This is a genomic window from Streptococcus oralis subsp. tigurinus (genome assembly GCF_002093575.1).
GTDB lineage: Bacteria > Bacillota > Bacilli > Lactobacillales > Streptococcaceae > Streptococcus > Streptococcus oralis_CH.
This window is the reverse complement of record NZ_LNVH01000003.1, coordinates 56,966-75,088: the sequence shown is the minus strand read 5'-3', so window position 1 is coordinate 75,088 and position 18,123 is coordinate 56,966. Positions and strand designations below refer to the sequence as shown.

General features: G+C 42.1%; 14 protein-coding genes. All 14 read left to right on the top strand.

Annotation, left to right across the window (positions count from 1 at the left end):
* The first annotated feature begins 106 nt into the window (after positions 1-106).
* The 14 genes from ATE37_RS04310 (at position 107) to ATE37_RS04240 (ending at position 17,911) form a co-directional block, all read left to right on the top strand.
* A complete protein-coding gene (locus tag ATE37_RS04310; protein WP_000814511.1) occupies positions 107-310 on the top strand; it encodes an excisionase in 204 nt (67 codons plus the stop codon).
* A gap of 81 nt (positions 311-391) precedes the next feature.
* Entirely contained in the window at positions 392-1,609 is a 1,218-nt protein-coding gene (locus ATE37_RS04305) for a tyrosine-type recombinase/integrase (RefSeq protein WP_001291561.1), read from the top strand.
* A gap of 385 nt (positions 1,610-1,994) precedes the next feature.
* A complete protein-coding gene (locus ATE37_RS04300; protein WP_084868025.1) occupies positions 1,995-2,846 on the top strand; it encodes a TPM domain-containing protein in 852 nt (283 codons plus the stop codon).
* Between the two features lie 160 nt (positions 2,847-3,006).
* Positions 3,007-3,603, top strand: coding sequence for a LemA family protein (locus ATE37_RS04295; protein WP_000812473.1), 597 nt, complete (start codon positions 3,007-3,009; stop codon positions 3,601-3,603).
* A gap of 132 nt (positions 3,604-3,735) precedes the next feature.
* Positions 3,736-4,026, top strand: a complete 291-nt coding sequence (locus ATE37_RS10835; RefSeq protein ID WP_084868023.1) for a hypothetical protein — start codon at positions 3,736-3,738, stop codon at positions 4,024-4,026.
* 142 nt (positions 4,027-4,168) lie between these two features.
* Positions 4,169-6,682 carry a preprotein translocase subunit SecA gene (gene secA, locus ATE37_RS04285; protein ID WP_084868021.1) on the top strand — a complete coding sequence of 838 codons (2,514 nt, stop codon included), beginning with the start codon at positions 4,169-4,171 and terminating at the stop codon, positions 6,680-6,682.
* Positions 6,683-6,761: 79 nt separating this feature from the next.
* Positions 6,762-7,793, top strand: a complete 1,032-nt coding sequence (locus ATE37_RS04280; RefSeq protein ID WP_061598126.1) for a 3-deoxy-7-phosphoheptulonate synthase — start codon at positions 6,762-6,764, stop codon at positions 7,791-7,793.
* 1 nt (position 7,794) lies between these two features.
* The gene (locus ATE37_RS04275) at positions 7,795-8,826 is read left to right on the top strand and encodes a 3-deoxy-7-phosphoheptulonate synthase (protein ID WP_084868020.1); all 1,032 of its coding nucleotides are present in this window, start codon (positions 7,795-7,797) and stop codon (positions 8,824-8,826) included.
* A 44-nt stretch (positions 8,827-8,870) separates the two neighbouring features.
* Positions 8,871-9,233, top strand: coding sequence for a holo-ACP synthase (gene acpS / locus ATE37_RS04270; RefSeq protein ID WP_084868144.1), 363 nt, complete (start codon positions 8,871-8,873; stop codon positions 9,231-9,233).
* Positions 9,223-10,326 (top strand): alanine racemase, encoded by a 1,104-nt coding sequence (gene alr, locus ATE37_RS04265; RefSeq protein WP_084868018.1) that lies wholly within the window; start codon positions 9,223-9,225, stop codon positions 10,324-10,326. The genes acpS and alr overlap by 11 nt, the downstream gene beginning before the upstream one ends.
* Positions 10,327-10,344: 18 nt before the next feature.
* Positions 10,345-12,360: an ATP-dependent DNA helicase RecG gene (gene recG, locus ATE37_RS04260; RefSeq protein ID WP_084868016.1), complete on the top strand. Its 2,016-nt coding sequence runs from the start codon at positions 10,345-10,347 to the stop codon at positions 12,358-12,360.
* Between the two features lie 310 nt (positions 12,361-12,670).
* Positions 12,671-13,153: a hotdog domain-containing protein gene (locus ATE37_RS04250; RefSeq protein WP_084868015.1), complete on the top strand. Its 483-nt coding sequence runs from the start codon at positions 12,671-12,673 to the stop codon at positions 13,151-13,153.
* A gap of 160 nt (positions 13,154-13,313) precedes the next feature.
* Entirely contained in the window at positions 13,314-14,294 is a 981-nt protein-coding gene (locus tag ATE37_RS04245) for an acetylxylan esterase (RefSeq protein WP_084868013.1), read from the top strand.
* A 335-nt stretch (positions 14,295-14,629) separates the two neighbouring features.
* The gene (locus ATE37_RS04240; RefSeq protein ID WP_084868142.1) at positions 14,630-17,911 is read left to right on the top strand and encodes an SIALI-17 repeat-containing surface protein; all 3,282 of its coding nucleotides are present in this window, start codon (positions 14,630-14,632) and stop codon (positions 17,909-17,911) included.
* Positions 17,912-18,123 lie beyond the last annotated feature (212 nt).

Below are 18,123 nucleotides of genomic sequence, written 5' to 3'. Positions count from 1 at the left end.
AGAACCATGCAGGGGTGGAACTCCCGTGAGCTTTGCTAAAGCTGTTCGATTGCTGGTAAAACAACTTTTATGAAATCCAAATAAGTGATTTGGAAAGGAGGATTTTATGAAGCAGACTGACATTCCTATTTGGGAACGTTATACCCTAACCATTGAAGAAGCGTCAAAATATTTTCGTATTGGCGAAAACAAGCTACGACGCTTGGCAGAGGAAAATAAAAATGCAAATTGGCTGATTATGAATGGCAATCGTATTCAGATTAAACGAAAACAATTTGAAAAAATTATAGATACATTGGACGCAATCTAGCGTCGCCAAAGGGTCTTGTATATGATAAAATAGTATTAAGTCGTATCAAGGCTCTTTCCATAAAGGAAAGGAGCAAATGCCATGTCAGAAAAAAGACGTGACAATAAAGGTCGAATCTTAAAGACTGGAGAGAGCCAACGAAAAGACGGAAGATACTTATACAAATATATAGATTCATTTGGAGAACCGCAATTTGTTTACTCGTGGAAACTTGTGGCTACAGACCGAGTACCAGCAGGAAAGCGTGATTGTATCTCACTTAGAGAGAAAATCGCAGAGTTACAGAAAGACATTCATGATGGTATTGATGTTGTAGGAAAGAAAATGACACTCTGCCAGCTTTACGCAAAACAGAACGCTCAAAGACCAAAGGTTAGAAAAAACACTGAAACTGGACGCAAATATCTTATGGATATTTTGAAGAAAGACAAGTTAGGTGTAAGAAGTATTGACAGTATTAAGCCATCAGACGCTAAAGAATGGGCTATTAGAATGAGTGAAAATGGTTATGCTTATCAAACCATCAATAACTACAAACGTTCTTTAAAGGCTTCATTCTATATTGCTATACAAGATGATTGTGTTCGGAAGAATCCATTTGACTTTCAACTGAAAGCAGTTCTTGATGATGATACTGTCCCTAAGACCGTACTAACAGAAGAACAGGAAGAAAAACTGTTAGCCTTTGCAAAAGCTGATAAAACCTACAGCAAAAATTATGATGAAATTCTGATACTCTTAAAAACAGGTCTTCGTATTTCAGAGTTTGGTGGTTTGACACTTCCAGATTTAGATTTTGAGAATCGTCTTGTCAATATAGACCATCAGCTATTGAGAGATACTGAAATTGGGTACTACATTGAAACACCAAAGACCAAAAGTGGCGAACGTCAAGTTCCTATGGTTGAAGAAGCCTATCAAGCATTTAAGCGAGTGTTAGCGAATCGAAAGAATGATAAGCGTGTTGAGATTGATGGATATAGTGATTTCCTCTTTCTTAATAGAAAGAACTATCCAAAAGTGGCAAGTGATTACAACGGCATGATGAAAGGTCTTGTTAAGAAATACAATAAGTATAACGAGGATAAATTGCCACACATCACTCCACATAGTTTGCGACATACATTCTGTACCAACTATGCAAATGCAGGAATGAATCCAAAGGCATTACAGTACATTATGGGACATGCTAATATAGCCATGACGCTGAACTATTACGCACATGCAACATTCGATTCTGCAATGGCAGAAATGAAACGCTTGAATAAAGAGAAGCAACAGGAGCGTCTTGTTGCTTAGTAGTACAAATGAATTTACTACTTATTTACCACTTCTGACAGCTAAGACATGAGGAAATATGCAAAGAAACGTGAAGTATCTTCCTACAGTAAAAATACTCGAAAGCACATAGAATAAGGCTTTACGAGCATTTAAGAAAATATAAAAAGATAATTAGAAATTTATACTTTGTTTATTTAAAAAATAAACTAAAAGAAGGCTATGAGGTCTTCTTTTTTCTATCAAAGGAGTAAAAAGGCTTATCAAATCGGGGACGAAATCTGTCATCAAAATTCAACTATTTTCCTAGATTTTGTAATCTATTTGTAATGAAAATGTACTTTCTTTGTAAAAATCAAAATGCTATAATTCCTTCAATCAATTTTCCTTTATCGGGGAGGTTATTATGAAAAGAAGCAGATTATTTAAAAATAGTTTGTTGGTTCGCTTGCTTGGATTGCTGATGGTCTTTCTCTTTTTGTCAGCATTTACAGCACCTGAAAAACCTGAGTACGGGATCTATGATCCGGATCAATATCTGACTGATGATACAATCAGACTGATCCAAGGCTTGAATAAGGTAAATAGTCAAAAAGCAGAAAAATTCCAAATGGGCGTTTATGTTGTGAAAAGCCTAGATGGAGAAACAATCGAAACAGTAGCCAATGAAACAGCTAGAGCTTGGAAGATTGGCTATTCGGGAGACAACAACGGCGCCTTGATTGTGGTCGCTATTGAGGATAGAAAATCACGGATTGAAACAAGCAATAATGTGGCCAGTAAGATCACAGACTATCAGACTCACAGGTTCTTGAAAACAGCACGCCCTTATTTTCAAAAAGGAGATTACAACAATGGAGTTCTCTCAATAGTCAATAATCTCAACTACATGTTCTATAGTGGATCGAGTACGACTTCTTCAAGTTCTAAAAGTAGTTACGACTATGCAATCAATTCTAGTCGCTTAAGGGAACTTGAAAGGTATGCTGGTGAGAGGAGTTCTTCGAGACGTCATCGAAAAAGCAGTTCGAGTGACGGAGTTATCGGATTTGGAATTCTCATTTACTTCATCGTGATGATCATCGGATTTATATCTGGAGGTCGTGGTGGTGGTTCACATGGCGATGATTCTGGCGGTGGCTGGTGGGGCGGTGACTCATCAGATTCAGGATCCTCTTGGTCTGACTCAGGCTCCGACTCATCTGGTGGCTGGGACGGCGGTGGCTTTGATGGTGGCGGTTCGTCTGATGACTGGTGAGTGATCATATATTGCTCAAACCGATTTCTCCATACAGTAAGGTGACTCCTTTGCAAGAGTTCACTCCTTAATTAAAAATAAAAACAAAGTTTGGGAAATTGATTTAAAATCTGAGTATTTTCTCAGAAAAGTTGATAAAAGAAAGTGTTAAGGTTTTGATATGAAACAAAATAAAGTAATTCTCTCAATAGTGGCGATTTTCTTTGGACTACTAGTTCTGGGAAGTTGTTCCGCAGTGACGACCTATAATGGTCTGGTTGGTGAACAGACTAAAGTAGAGCAGGCTCAGGCCGATGTTTCGACAGCCCTCCAACGTCGTTCGGACTTGATTGGTAACTTGGTGGAGTCCGTTAAAGGACAAATGAATCATGAAACCGAAGTCTTTACCAAGATTGCTGATGCTAGAGCTAAAATCGGTAGTAGTTCAGTAACTTCGGAAGAAAACCAAAAGGCTCAGGGAGAGTTGAGCTCTGCTCTTTCCCGCTTGATTTCCTTGACGGAGAATTATCCAGAACTCAAGAGCAATCAAAATGTTGAGCAACTAATGGTCGAACTTTCAGGCAGTGAAAATCGTATCTTTGTAGCACGCAAGGATTATAATAAAGTCGCAGCCGAGTACAATCAAAAGTTGAGAAGTTTTCCAACCGTGCTTTTTGCGAATATGATGAACTTTAAAGAAGCTGAAACCTTTAAAGAAACAGAAGAAGCCAAGACAGTTCCTAAGGTCGATTTTGGAACATCTTCATCAAGTCAATAAAGTGAATCAGCCTATGAATAAAGTAATTTCTCTAGTAAGACTAGTGATTTCAAACCCGAACCTGGAAAGCTTTTTCCAGGTTTTTTTGGTATAATAAAAGGGAAGAGACAGTGACTCAAATGGAGGTTTGCTATGGAGAAAACAAAAGCCTTTCTTGAAGCGCACTACAAGAGATTTATTCTTACGATTTGCATCCTCTGGTTGCTCGTATTTTTCCTTCCTTGGGATTGGCATATAGGAGGAGTTTCAGTATATTATTTCGTTATGAAAAAACTCTTTGTGGTTTTTGGCGTTTTATCCATCCTATACTCCGTGCTGATTAAAAAAATCAGTCTTTTCTTCTTTGGCATCATCTTTTGCTTGGCCTTCTGGATCAATCTCTTTTGGTATTTTGGGATATTGCCTATATTTTTGGGAAATTAAACATTAAAAAATGAAGGACTAGGCTAGCTTCTAGTCCTTTTTTCCCCTTGTAAAACAAGGATTCTTTCTTGAAAAATAATGGTAAATATGCTAAAATTAAAAGAACATTCTAAAATATTCAGAATCTAAAGTAAGGAAAATCATGGCTAATATTTTAAAAACAATTATCGAAAATGATAAAGGAGAACTTCGTCGTCTAGAAAAGATGGCTGATAAGGTTCTTAACTATGAGAGCCAAATGGCCGCAATGTCGGACGAAGAACTAAAAGCAAAAACTGACGAATTTAAAGAACGCTACAATAAGGGGGAATCACTTGATTCGCTGTTATATGAGGCTTTTGCGGTAGTCCGTGAAGCTGCAAAACGTGTCCTTGGGCTTTTCCCTTATAAGGTTCAGGTCATGGGTGGGATTGTTCTTCACCATGGTGACGTTCCAGAGATGCGTACCGGTGAAGGGAAGACATTGACAGCGACCATGCCAGTGTACCTCAATGCCCTTGCAGGTAAAGGGGTTCACGTAGTTACAGTCAATGAATACCTAACAGAACGTGACGCGACTGAAATGGGTGAGTTGTACTCATGGCTCGGTTTGTCAGTAGGGATCAACTTGGCAGCTAAATCTCCAATGGAGAAAAAAGAGGCTTACCTTTGCGATATTACCTACTCAACCAACTCAGAGATTGGTTTCGACTACCTTCGTGATAATATGGTCGTTCGTGCAGAAAACATGGTACAACGTCCGCTTAACTATGCCTTGGTCGATGAGGTTGACTCAATCTTGATCGATGAAGCCCGTACTCCTTTGATCGTTTCAGGTGCCAATGCAGTTGAGACTAGCCAACTCTACCACATGGCGGATCATTTTGTGAAGTCTTTGGACAAGGATGACTATATTATTGACATTCAGTCTAAGACGATTGGTTTGTCTGATTCTGGGATTGACAAGGCTGAGAGCTATTTCAAACTGGAGAATCTCTATGATGTCGAAAACGTGGCTCTTACCCACTTTATCGACAATGCCCTCCGTGCCAACTATATCATGATTCTCGATATCGACTATGTGGTTAGTGAAGAGCAGGAAATCTTGATCGTCGACCAATTTACAGGTCGTACCATGGAAGGTCGTCGTTACTCTGATGGTTTGCACCAAGCGATTGAAGCAAAAGAAGGTGTACCAATTCAAGACGAGACTAAGACTTCAGCTTCTATCACCTACCAAAACCTCTTCCGTATGTATAAGAAATTGGCAGGTATGACAGGTACTGGTAAAACAGAAGAAGAAGAATTCCGCGAAATTTACAACATTCGCGTCATCCCAATCCCAACCAACCGTCCAATCCAACGTATCGACCACTCAGACCTTCTCTATGCCAGTCTTGATGCGAAGTTTAAGGCTGTAGTTGAAGATGTAAAAGCTCGTCACCAAAAAGGTCAGCCGGTCTTGGTAGGTACAGTTGCAGTTGAAACGAGTGACTTTCTGTCTAAGAAACTGGTAGAGGCAGGTGTTCCTCACGAAGTCTTGAATGCGAAGAACCACTACAGAGAAGCGCAAATCATCATGAACGCTGGTCAGCGTGGCGCAGTTACTATCGCAACCAACATGGCCGGTCGTGGTACTGATATCAAGCTTGGCGAAGGAGTTCGTGAACTTGGTGGACTTTGTGTCATTGGTACAGAACGCCATGAAAGTCGCCGTATTGATAATCAGCTTCGTGGACGTTCAGGGCGTCAAGGAGACCCAGGTGAGTCACAATTCTACTTGTCTCTTGAAGATGATTTGATGAAACGTTTTGGTTCAGAACGTTTGAAAGGTGTCTTTGAACGTCTTAACATGTCTGATGAAGCCATCGAATCTCGCATGTTAACGCGTCAAGTTGAAGCAGCTCAAAAACGTGTCGAAGGGAACAACTACGATACTCGTAAACAAGTCCTCCAATACGATGACGTTATGCGTGAACAACGTGAAATCATCTATGCACAACGTTATGATGTCATTACTGCAGATCGTGACTTGGCACCTGAAATCCATGCTATGATTCGTCGTACCATTGGCCGAATCGTAGATGCACATGCTCGTTCGAAAGAAGATGAAAAACTGGAAGCAATCCTGAACTTTGCTAAGTATAACTTGCTTCCAGAAGATTCAATCAGCCGTTCAGACCTTGCAGGTTTGTCAGACCAAGCTATCAAAGATGAGCTTTTCCAACGTGCCTTGAAAGTTTATGATAGCCAAGTTGCCAAACTTCGTGATGAAGAAGCAGTGAAAGAGTTCCAGAAGGTCTTGATCCTACGTGTTGTAGACAACAAGTGGACAGACCATATCGATGCTCTTGATCAGTTGCGAAATGCTGTTGGTCTTCGTGGATATGCCCAAAACAACCCTGTTGTAGAATATCAAGCAGAAGGTTTCCGCATGTTTAATGACATGATTGGATCAATTGAATTCGATGTAACTCGCTTGATGATGAAAGCACAAATCCACGAACAGGAACGTCCTCAAACTGAACACAATATCAGTACAACTGCGACTCGTAATATCGCAGCGCAGCAGACTCAGCTTCCAAAAGATGTGGACTTGAGCCAAGTCGGACGAAATGATCAATGCCCATGTGGATCTGGTAAGAAATTCAAGAACTGTCATGGTAAGAGACAATAATACGAGATAAGATACAGGCGGATACCTGGTAAAAGTCATTTTTTGCTTGGTGTCCGTTTGCTTTATAAGGAGATGAATCATGGTATTTACAGCTAAAAGTCCTAAAATTAACATTGAAGAAGTTCGCGCCTTGTCTAAATTAGAGGGAGCGGCTCTTGCGAGAAAAAATCAACGTGATCAGGAATTGGAAGCCATCATCCGTGGGGAAGACCAGCGTATTCTCTTGGTGATTGGACCATGTTCATCTGATAATGAAGAGGCGGTTCTCGAGTATGCCAAGCGTCTATCTGCTTTGCAAGAAGAGGTCAAAGACCGCATTTTTATGGTCATGCGAGTCTATACGGCTAAACCTCGTACCAATGGAGATGGCTATAAGGGCTTGATTCATCAACCAAATGCTAAAGAAGCACCTAGCTTGATCAATGGAATCAAGGCTGTTCGTCATTTACATTACCGCGTTATTTCTGAGACTGGCATGACAACAGCGGATGAGATGCTTTATCCTGAAAATCTTCCGCTGGTGGATGATTTGATTTCTTATATGGCTGTTGGAGCTCGTTCTGTAGAGGATCAACAGCACCGTTTTGTAGCGAGCGGAGCAGATTTTTCAACAGGATTTAAAAATCCAACATCTGGAAATCTCAATGTTATGTTTAACGGGATTTACGCAGCGCAAAATAAGCAGAGTTTCCTCTTCCTTGGTAAAGAGGTGGAAACGACTGGGAATCCATTGTCCCATGCCATTCTTCGTGGTGCCTTGAATGAATATGGCAAGAATATTCCCAACTACTACTATGACAATTTGATAGATACCATTGCCCAGTATGAAAAGATGGGCTTGGAAAATCCCTTTATCATCATCGATACCAATCATGACAATTCAGGCAAGCAGTACATGGAGCAAATCCGTATCGTTCGTCAGACCTTGATTAACCGTGACTGGAATGAGAAAATCAAGAAATATGTTCGTGGTTTTATGATTGAGTCCTATCTAGAAGATGGACGTCAAAATGAGCCAGAAGTTTTTGGTAAGTCCATTACAGATCCGTGTCTCGGATGGGACAACACAGAAGCACTTGTTCGAGAAATTTACCAAACGCTAGGAGAGTAAGATGGCATTTATCGAAAAAGGTCAAGAAATTGATATTGAAGCAATCAAGGCTGCGACCCAGCTGTCACCTGAAGCCTTGCGAAAAAAAGAAGCCCGTGATAGAGAGTTGGCAGCCATCATCTCTGGTGAGGACGACCGAATCCTTTTGGTGATGGGACCTTGCTCTTCTGACAATGAAGAAGCAGTGCTCGAATATGCTCATCGCTTAGCAGACTTGCAGAAAAAAGTTGCGGATAAAATCTTTATCGTGATGCGTGTCTATACGGCTAAACCTCGTACTAATGGAGATGGCTATAAGGGCATGATTCATCAACCAAATACCAGCGAAGCGCCTAGTCTCATCAATGGTTTGCAGGCTGTTCGTCAGCTCCACTACCGTGTGATTACCGAAACTGGCTTGACAACAGCTGATGAGATGCTCTATCCGTCAAACCTCGTTTTGGTTGATGACCTGGTCAGCTACCATGCTGTAGGGGCTCGTTCGGTGGAAGACCAGGAACACCGCTTTGTAGCCTCTGGGATTGATGCTCCGGTTGGGATGAAAAATCCGACATCTGGGAACCTTGGGGTCATGTTTAATGCTATCTATGCAGCTCAAAACAAGCAAACCTTCCTTTACCACGGTCAAGAAGTGGAAACTTCAGGAAATCCCTTGGCCCACGTTATCCTTCGTGGCGCCATGAACGAATATGGTAAAAATGAACCCAACTTCTACTATGAAACCCTCTTAAATGCCATCAATCGCTATGAGACTATGGGGCTTGAAAATCCCTTCATTATCATCGATACCAATCATGACAATTCAGGCAAGCAGTATATGGAACAAATTCGTATTGTTCGTCAAGCCTTGCTGAATTGTGACTGGAATGAAAAGATTAAAAAGACGGTTCGAGGTTTTATGATCGAATCTTACCTAGCAGACGGTCGTCAAAATCAACCAGAGGTCTTTGGTTGCTCCATAACTGACCCTTGTCTAGGTTGGGAAAATACAGTAGCCTTGGTAGAAGAAATTTATACTACCTTAACAAAATAAGTGAAAAGGATGGAGTTGGGGGAATCTCAGCTCCTTTTATGAGTATGATAGTTGGACACGGAATTGACATCGAAGAATTGGCTTCGATAGAAAATGCAGTTACACGACGTGAGGGCTTTGCCAAGCGCGTGCTGACCCCTAAAGAAATGGAGCGTTTTGCCAATCTCAAAGGGCGCAGACAAATTGAATACTTGGCTGGTCGCTGGTCGGCTAAGGAGGCCTTTTCCAAGGCTATGGGAACTGGTATTGGAAAACTGACTTTTCAGGATTTGGAAGTTTTGAATAATGAACGCGGGGCTCCCTATTTTAGTCAGGCACCATTTTCAGGAAAGATTTGGCTGTCAATCAGCCATACAGATCAGTTTGTGACAGCCAGTGTCATTTTGGAGGAAAATCATGAAAGCTAGTCTACATAGACCAACCAAGGCTCTGATTCGTTTGGGAGCCATTCGACACAATATACAACAAATGGGAAGTCATATCCCTAATGGTACGCTCAAATTTGCAGTAGTCAAGGCTAATGCTTATGGACATGGGGCGGTAGCTGTTGCAACGGCGATCCAGGATGTTGTTGATGGATTTTGCGTTTCCAATATTGATGAAGCTATCGAACTTCGTCATGCTGGACTTAGCAAGAAAATTCTCATCTTAGGAGTTTCTGAAATCGAAGCTGTTGCTCTAGCTAAAGAATACGACATCACCTTGACAGTGGCAGGATTGGAGTGGATTCAAGCGCTGTTAGACAAGGAAGCAGATTTAACTGGCTTGACTGTCCATCTCAAGATTGATTCAGGAATGGGACGGATTGGTTTTAGAGAGGCCAGTGAAGCGGATCTGGCTCAAGACTTGCTCAAGCAACATGGTGCGCATGTTGAAGGAATTTTTACCCACTTTGCGACTGCAGATGAGGAATCAGATACCTACTTTAATCAGCAGTTAGAATGCTTTAAAGCTATTTTGGCAAGTATGAAGGAAGTTCCAGAGCTGGTTCATGCCAGCAACTCAGCAACGACCCTCTGGCATGCTGAGACTATTTTCAATGCAGTCCGTATGGGAGATGCCATGTATGGTCTCAATCCAAGTGGAGAGGTCTTGGACTTACCCTATGACTTGACACCAGCCTTGAGTTTGGAGTCTGCTCTGGTCCATGTCAAGACAGTGCCAGCTGGAGCTTGCATGGGCTATGGAGCCACCTATCAGGCGGATAGCGAGCAAGTCATCGCGACCGTGCCAATCGGCTATGCGGATGGTTGGACACGAGACATGCAGAATTTCTCTGTTTTAGTAGATGGACAAGCTTGCCCAATCGTCGGACGGGTTTCTATGGACCAAATCACCATTCGCTTGCCTAAGATTTATCCGCTAGGAACAAAAGTAACCTTGATTGGCTCCAACGGTGACCAGGAAATCACAGCAACTCAGGTAGCGACCTACCGCGGAACCATTAATTATGAGGTGGTTTGCCTCCTCAGCGATCGCATTCCGAGAGAATATTATTAAAAAAGAAAGGAGTGGAGCATGAATCTACATCAACCCTTGCATGTCTTACCTGGCGTGGGGCCAAAGTCAGCAGAGAAATACGCCAAACTAGGAATTGAAAACTTGCAAGACCTCTTGCTCTACTTTCCTTTCCGTTATGAAGACTTTAAGACCAAGCAGGTGCTAGATCTGGAAGATGGGGAAAAGGCGGTTCTGTCTGGTCAAGTCGTGACCCCTGCCAGTGTCCAGTATTATGGTTTCAAGCGCAATCGCCTACGTTTTAGCCTCAAGCAGGGAGAAGTCGTTTTTGCGGTGAATTTTTTTAACCAACCCTATCTGGCTGATAAGATAGAGTTGGGTGCAACCCTTGCTGTCTTTGGGAAATGGGACCGTGCTAAGGCCAGTCTGACTGGGATGAAGGTTCTGGCTCAGGTGGAAGATGACCTCCAACCTGTTTATCGACTGGCTCAAGGAATCAGTCAGGCCAGTCTGGTCAAGGTCATCAAAACGGCCTTTGATCAGGGGTTAGACCTCTTGATAGAGGAAAATCTGCCCCAGTCTTTACTTGATAAATACAAACTCATGTCCCGTTGCCAGGCTGTTCGCGCTATGCATTTTCCTAAGGATTTGGCAGAATACAAGCAGGCCCTTCGCCGTATAAAGTTTGAGGAACTCTTTTATTTTCAGATGCAGTTGCAGACGCTCAAGTCTGAAAATAGAGTTCAGGGAAGCGGTCTGGTTCTGAACTGGTCTCAGGAAAAAGTGACAGTCGTTAAAGAAAATCTGCCATTTGACCTAACCCAAGCTCAGGAAAAGAGTTTGCAGGAGATTTTGACCGACATGAAGTCCGACCATCACATGAATCGTCTCCTACAAGGGGATGTGGGGAGCGGAAAAACGGTGATCGCTGGCTTGTCCATGTTTGCGGCGGTGACGGCTGGCTACCAAGCTGCTCTCATGGTGCCGACAGAAATCCTTGCGGAGCAACACTTTGACAGTCTACAGAGCCTTTTTCCAGACTTGAAATTCGCTCTCTTGACAGGTTCCTTAAAAGCTGCAGAAAAGAGAGCAGTCTTGGAGACCATTGCCAAGGGTGAGGCTGATTTGATTATCGGAACCCACGCTTTGATACAAGATGGGGTTGATTATGCTCGTCTTGGCTTGATTATCATCGATGAGCAGCATCGTTTTGGTGTGGGGCAAAGGCGAATCCTACGAGAAAAAGGGGATAATCCGGACGTCCTCATGATGACGGCGACTCCCATTCCACGAACCTTGGCCATCACAGCCTTTGGAGATATGGATGTTTCCATTATCGACCAGATGCCAGCAGGGCGGAAGCCTATTGTGACTCGCTGGATTAAGCATGAGCAACTGCCTCAGGTCTTGACTTGGTTAGAGGGAGAAATTCAAAAAGGTTCCCAAGCCTATGTCATCTCTCCCCTGATTGAAGAATCGGAAGCTCTGGATCTGAAAAATGCCATTGCCTTATCTGAGGAGTTGACAGCTCATTTTGCCGGCAAGGCTGAAGTGGCTCTTCTACATGGTAAGATGAAGAGTGACGAAAAAGACCAGATCATGCAGGAATTCAAAGAGAGAAAGACGGATATTTTGGTTTCGACAACGGTTATCGAGGTTGGGGTTAATGTTCCCAATGCGACCGTCATGATTATCATGGATGCCGATCGGTTCGGTCTCAGCCAGCTTCACCAGCTCAGAGGTCGTGTGGGTCGGGGAGACAAGCAGTCCTATGCGGTTCTTGTGGCTAATCCCAAGACCGAGTCAGGGAAGGACCGCATGCGCATCATGACAGAAACGACTAATGGATTTGTCCTTGCGGAGGAAGATTTGAAAATGCGTGGTTCTGGAGAGATTTTTGGAACCAGACAGTCAGGACTTCCAGAGTTTCAAGTGGCGGATATTATCGAAGATTTTCCGATTTTAGAAGAAGCCAGAAAGGTTGCCAGCTACATTAGTTCGATAGAAGGTTGGAAAGAGGATCCGGAGTGGCGCATGATTGCTCTCCACTTAGAAAAGAGAGAACATCTGGATTAAGCCTTTTCTAAGAAATCTATAAGCTAGCTTTTAGGTTTGGGTCTTATACTAGAGTCATCAAAAAGAAACGAGGACTCTCACATGACTATTAAAGTAACCTACCAAAAGAAATATCAGACTTTCAAACTAGAGAAAGGAGCTAGCACCTATTGATAACCAAAGAGCGGAAACGCTCTTTTTATTTTTATAAAATAGTCGACTATAAATCAAACTTAGTCGAGTGATAAAAAGATATTAGTCTCCAAGCCTATTTACTCTTTGACTGAAGCTTGATATAATTGCCCCATCTGAGTAAAGAGGAGTGAAAAGAATGTTAGAAACAAGAACGATTGCTATCCAAGATAGGTATGGAGAACGATTTCAGCATTGTTGGGGATGTGGTTCCAAGAATGATTCAGGCTTACATTTAAAAACCTATCCAAGTATAGATGGAAAGAGTTGTATTAGTCGGATAAAGCTTGAAAATGCTTATACTGGTGGAGTTCCATCAAATGTCTTTGGAGGAATGATAGCGACTATTTTTGATTGCCATGGCACGGCCTCAGCAGCTTGGTTTGCCCATCATCAAAAAGGGTTGGAACTGACGAAATCAACTGTGATAGGACGTTTTATTACTGCTCACTTGGAGATTGATTACCTTAGTCCTAGTCCAATTGAAGATGAAATTGTGGTCACTTCTACTCTGGAGGAATTAGGGGAAAGAAAAGCAATTATTGCTATGGAGATGACAGTGGCTACTAAAGTCCGTGCCAAAGCCAAAATGGTAGCAGTTGCTGTGAAGGATCATATGTAAAACGGAAGATTAGAAGTTTAAGATTTTAAAACTACTTTCAGACGATAGGTTTGAGGAAATAGAATCTAAAATCACTTTCTATTTAGCATTCTTTCTTGCATTGCCTCCCTAGATATGCTAGAGTTATGATAGCGATTACAAAAAACTAAAGGAGCATGCTATGAAAAATCCAGCTTTGTTAGAAGAAATCAAGACCTATCTAGGACGGGATGAGGTTCCAGAAGACTTTGATGCTTTCTGGGATGAACAAGTCAAAAAAGTTTCATCTCTTCCAGCCTACCAGTTGGAGGAAAGAGATTTCCATATTCCCCAAGTCAAGTGCTATGAGCTGACCTTTGAAGGAACAAATGAAGGCAAGGTCTATGCACGGGTCGTCCTTCCAAAGAGTGAGGGTAAAGTTCCCCTAATTTTCCATTTCCATGGCTATATGGGACGTGGCTGGGACTGGGCTGATATGCTGGCCTATACTGTGGCTGGTTACGGTGTTGTTTCCATGGACGTTCGTGGCCAGTCGGGCTATTCTCAAGACGGCTTGCGCTCTCCACTAGGAAATACGGTTAAGGGGCATATCATCCGTGGTGCTGTTGAAGGTCGGGACCACCTCTTTTATAAGGATGTCTATCTGGATATTTACCAGTTGGTTGAAATTATTGCCAGTCTGCCTCAGGTAGATGAGAAAAAACTTTCCAGCTATGGTGCGTCACAAGGAGGGGCCTTAGCTCTGGTTGCAGCAGCGCTCAATCCTCGGATTCAGAAAACAGTTGCCATCTATCCCTTCTTGTCAGACTTTAGGCGGGTACTTGAGATTGGCAATACCAGTGAAGCCTATGATGAACTCTTCCGATATTTCAAGTTTCACGATCCCTTCCATGAAACAGAGGAGGAAATCATGGCAACCCTTTCCTATATCGATGTGAAAAATCTTGCCCATCGCATTCAAGGTGAGGTCAAGATGATTACGGGCTTGGATGACGATGTCTGCTATCCTATTACCCAGTTTGCAATTTACAACCGTCTGACCTGTGATAAGGCCTATCGCATCATGCCAGAGTATGCTCACGAAGCCATGAATGTTTTTGTTAATGACCAAGTTTATAACTGGCTCTGTGGCAGTGAGATTCCTTTTAAGTACGTAAAATAATGAATGAGAGAGCCAAGAAGCTCTCTTTTTTATATCCAAAACCTGAAAGTACTTTTAGAAAATTTAAAATATTAAAATATTCTTAAAAGTAAAATCTATTCTGTGGGAACATAGATATAAATATAAGACTTTATTGTATAATAAAGGAAAAGTCACTTGTGAAAGGAGGAAAAAGGCTGCTGGACGCTTAAAGAATGGCTCAGCAGAAATGGGAGAGGATTGGGAGCTCTCATTAAGTTGGATACTTTCTTGTAAAACTTGTCTCTTGAAGAGACAATAAAAATTTTTAAAGAAAAAAGAAAGCGCTTTATTTTATGAAAAATGAAAGGACAAACATGAATTACAAATCTTTAGATCGGAAACAGCGATACGGAATTCGAAAATTTGCAGTTGGGGCGGCATCTGTAGTGATTGGTACAGTGGTATTTGGAGCAAATCCAGTCTTAGCTCAAGAGCAAGCCAATGCAGCAGGGGCCAATACAGAAACTGTCGAACCTAGTCAAGGTTTATCAAAATTGCCAAAAGAAGCGTCCTCGGGAGATCTTGCTCATTTGGATAAGGATTTGGCTGGTAAATTGGCAGCAGCTCAAGACAACGGCGTTGAGGTGGACCAAGACCATTTGAAAAAAAATGAGAGTGCAGAATCAGAAACCCCATCCTCTACGGAAACTCCTGCAGAAGAAACAAATAAGGAAGAGGAATCAGAGGATCAAGGAGCGCTTCCTCGTGACTATTACTCAAGAGATTTAAAAAATGCTAATCCTGTCCTTGAAAAAGAAGATGTTGAAACCAATGCAGCAAATGGTCAGAGAGTTGATTTATCAAGTGAACTAGACAAACTAAAGCAACTTAAAAATGCTACAGTTCACATGGAGTTCAAACCAGATGCATCAGCTCCACGCTTTTACAATCTCTTCTCTGTATCCAGTGACACCAAGGAAAATGAGTACTTTACTATGTCGGTCCTTGATAATACAGCTCTTATTGAAGGGCGTGGCGCTAACGGGGAGCAGTTCTATGATAAGTATACAGATGCTCCTTTGAAAGTTCGCCCTGGACAATGGAATTCCGTGACCTTTACTGTCGAACAACCGACAACGGAGTTACCTCATGGTCGAGTTCGTCTCTATGTGAACGGTGTCTTATCTCGAACAAGTCTAAAATCTGGGAATTTCATTAAAGATATGCCAGATGTTAATCAAGTTCAACTTGGAGCAACCAAACGGGGCAATAAAACAGTTTGGGCATCAAACCTACAAGTGCGAAACCTAACTGTTTATGATCGTGCTTTAAGCCCAGATGAAGTTCAGACAAGAAGTCAACTATTTGAAAGAGGTGATTTAGAAAAGAAACTTCCTGAGGGAGCGAAAATCTCAGAGAAAGAAGACGTCTTTGAAGGTGGAATGAACAACCAACCAAATAAAGATGGCATCAAGAGTTATCGTATTCCTGCTCTTCTCAAGACAGATAAAGGAACGCTGATTGCAGGTGCAGATGAACGTCGTCTCCATTCGAGTGACTGGGGTGATATCGGCATGGTCATTAGACGCAGTGAAGATAATGGTAAAACTTGGGGAGATCGAGTAACCATTACCAACTTACGTGACAATCCAAGAGCTTCTGACTCATCAATTGGTTCACCAGTGAATATTGATATGACCTTGACTCAAGATCCTGAAACCAAACGCATCTTTGCCATTTATGACATGTTCCCAGAAGGAAAAGGGATCTTTGGAATGTCTTCGCAAAAAGAAGAAGCCTACAAAGAAATCAATGGTAAAACCTATCAACTCCTCTATCGAGAAGGTGAACAGGAAGCTTATACTATTCGAGAAAATGGTACAGTTTACACTCCAGATGGTAAAGCAACAGACTACCGCGTTGTTGTAGATCCTGTTAAACCGGCCTATAGCGACAAGGGTGATCTATACAAGGGTGATCAGCTACTAGGCAATATTTACTTCACAACAAACAAAACTTCTCCATTTAGAATTGCGAAGGATAGCTATCTATGGATGTCTTATAGTGATGATGACGGGAAGACCTGGTCAGCGCCTCAAGATATTACTCCGATGGTCAAAGCCGATTGGATGAAATTCCTAGGAGTAGGTCCTGGAGTGGGGATTACCCTTCGTACCGGACCACATAAAGGTCGAATCGTCATTCCTGTCTATACGACTAACCGAGCTAACCACCTCAATGGTTCTCAATCATCTCGAATCATCTACTCAGACGACCATGGTAAGACTTGGCATATGGGTGGTGGTGTCAACGACAATCGTACACTTTATGATGGTACAGTAGTCGATTCAAGTACCATGAGCAATTATTATGCTCAAAATACGGAAGCTTCAGTTGTTCAGTTAAACAATGGGGACCTCAAACTCTTTATGCGTGGGTTGACAGAAGATCTACAGGTTGCAACCAGTCATGATGGTGGTCTAACTTGGGACAATAACGTTGAACGCTACGATGTGCCAGACGTTTATGTTCAAATGGCTGCGACTCACACGGTTCAAAATGGCAAAGAGTATATTCTATTAGCAAATGCAAATGGTCCTGGTCGTAAAAATGGTTATATTCGAGTGGCTCGTGTAGAAGAAGATGGTCAGTTAACTTGGTTGCACCACCATTTGATTCAAGAAGGTGAGTATGCTTATAACTCACTTCAACAAATCGGGCCAGATGAATTTGGACTTTTATACGAACACTATGCTCCTGGAGGTGTTCCATACACACTTTCCTTCAAGAAATTCAACTGGGATTTCTTGACCAAGGAAAGAATTTCTCCTAAAGAAGCAAAAGTAAAATATGCTATCCAAAAATGGCCAGGTATCATTGCCATGGAGTTCGATTCGGAAGTATTGGTCAATAAGGCTCCGACTCTTCAATTGGCAAATGGCAAGACAGCAACCTTTATGACCCAGTACGATACAAAAACTCTCCTATTCACAATAGATCCAGAGGATATGGGCCAAAGAATTACAGGTCTAGCTGAGGGTGCAATTGAAAGCATGCACAATTTACCAGTTTCTTTAGCTGGCTCTAAACTAAGCGATGGTATTAATGGCAGTGAAGCTGCTATCCATGAGGTTCCAGAGTTCACAGGAGGCGTTAATGCGGAAGAAGCCGCTGTAGCTGAGATACCAGAGTACACTGGACCATTGGCAACAGTAGGTGAAGAACCAGCACCAACAGTAGAAAAACCAGAGTTTACGGGTGGAGTCAACGCTGTTGAGGCAGCAGTCCATGAACTGACAGAGTTTAAAGGTGGTGTCAATGCAGTTCTAGCAGCCTCAAACGAGCTTCCGGAATATAGAGGAGGTGCTAACTTTGTCTTGGCAGCTTCAAATGACCTGCCAGAGTATAAGGGTGGTGTCAATGGTGCTGAGGCAGCAGTCCTTGAAGTGCCAGAGTACAAGGGAGACACCAATCTAGTATTAGCAGCTGCAGACAACAAACTGTCTCTAGGCCAAGATGTGACCTATCAAGCGCCAGCAGCTAAACAAGATGAACTTCCAAATACGGGAAGCAAGGATACAAACTCACTAATTTCCCTTGGCCTTGCGGGCGTCCTCTTATCACTCTTTGCATTTGGAAAAAAGAGAAAAGAATAATAAGCAAGAGCTATTTGAGTAACTCTCAGAAGAGATAGCAGGTTTTTCAGCCTGCTATCTTTCTTTATTAAATTTAGGTTGATTCGAAATCATAAGAGGTCTGAAACTACTTTCAGGATAGTCTGTTCTATAAAATAGTTTTGAAACTGAAATCTATTCTACTACAAGCTATTGAAAGCGCTTAACAAATGATATATAATAAGCCCATAAGA

Coding starts and splice junctions, on each gene's coding strand:
- ATE37_RS04310 (WP_000814511.1), top strand. CDS start 107: ATGAAGCAGACTGACATTCCTATTTGGGAACGTTATACCCTAACCATT.
- ATE37_RS04305 (WP_001291561.1), top strand. CDS start 392: ATGTCAGAAAAAAGACGTGACAATAAAGGTCGAATCTTAAAGACTGGA.
- ATE37_RS04300 (WP_084868025.1), top strand. CDS start 1,995: ATGAAAAGAAGCAGATTATTTAAAAATAGTTTGTTGGTTCGCTTGCTT.
- ATE37_RS04295 (WP_000812473.1), top strand. CDS start 3,007: ATGAAACAAAATAAAGTAATTCTCTCAATAGTGGCGATTTTCTTTGGA.
- ATE37_RS10835 (WP_084868023.1), top strand. CDS start 3,736: ATGGAGAAAACAAAAGCCTTTCTTGAAGCGCACTACAAGAGATTTATT.
- secA (WP_084868021.1), top strand. CDS start 4,169: ATGGCTAATATTTTAAAAACAATTATCGAAAATGATAAAGGAGAACTT.
- ATE37_RS04280 (WP_061598126.1), top strand. CDS start 6,762: ATGGTATTTACAGCTAAAAGTCCTAAAATTAACATTGAAGAAGTTCGC.
- ATE37_RS04275 (WP_084868020.1), top strand. CDS start 7,795: ATGGCATTTATCGAAAAAGGTCAAGAAATTGATATTGAAGCAATCAAG.
- acpS (WP_084868144.1), top strand. CDS start 8,871: ATGATAGTTGGACACGGAATTGACATCGAAGAATTGGCTTCGATAGAA.
- alr (WP_084868018.1), top strand. CDS start 9,223: ATGAAAGCTAGTCTACATAGACCAACCAAGGCTCTGATTCGTTTGGGA.
- recG (WP_084868016.1), top strand. CDS start 10,345: ATGAATCTACATCAACCCTTGCATGTCTTACCTGGCGTGGGGCCAAAG.
- ATE37_RS04250 (WP_084868015.1), top strand. CDS start 12,671: ATGTTAGAAACAAGAACGATTGCTATCCAAGATAGGTATGGAGAACGA.
- ATE37_RS04245 (WP_084868013.1), top strand. CDS start 13,314: ATGAAAAATCCAGCTTTGTTAGAAGAAATCAAGACCTATCTAGGACGG.
- ATE37_RS04240 (WP_084868142.1), top strand. CDS start 14,630: ATGAATTACAAATCTTTAGATCGGAAACAGCGATACGGAATTCGAAAA.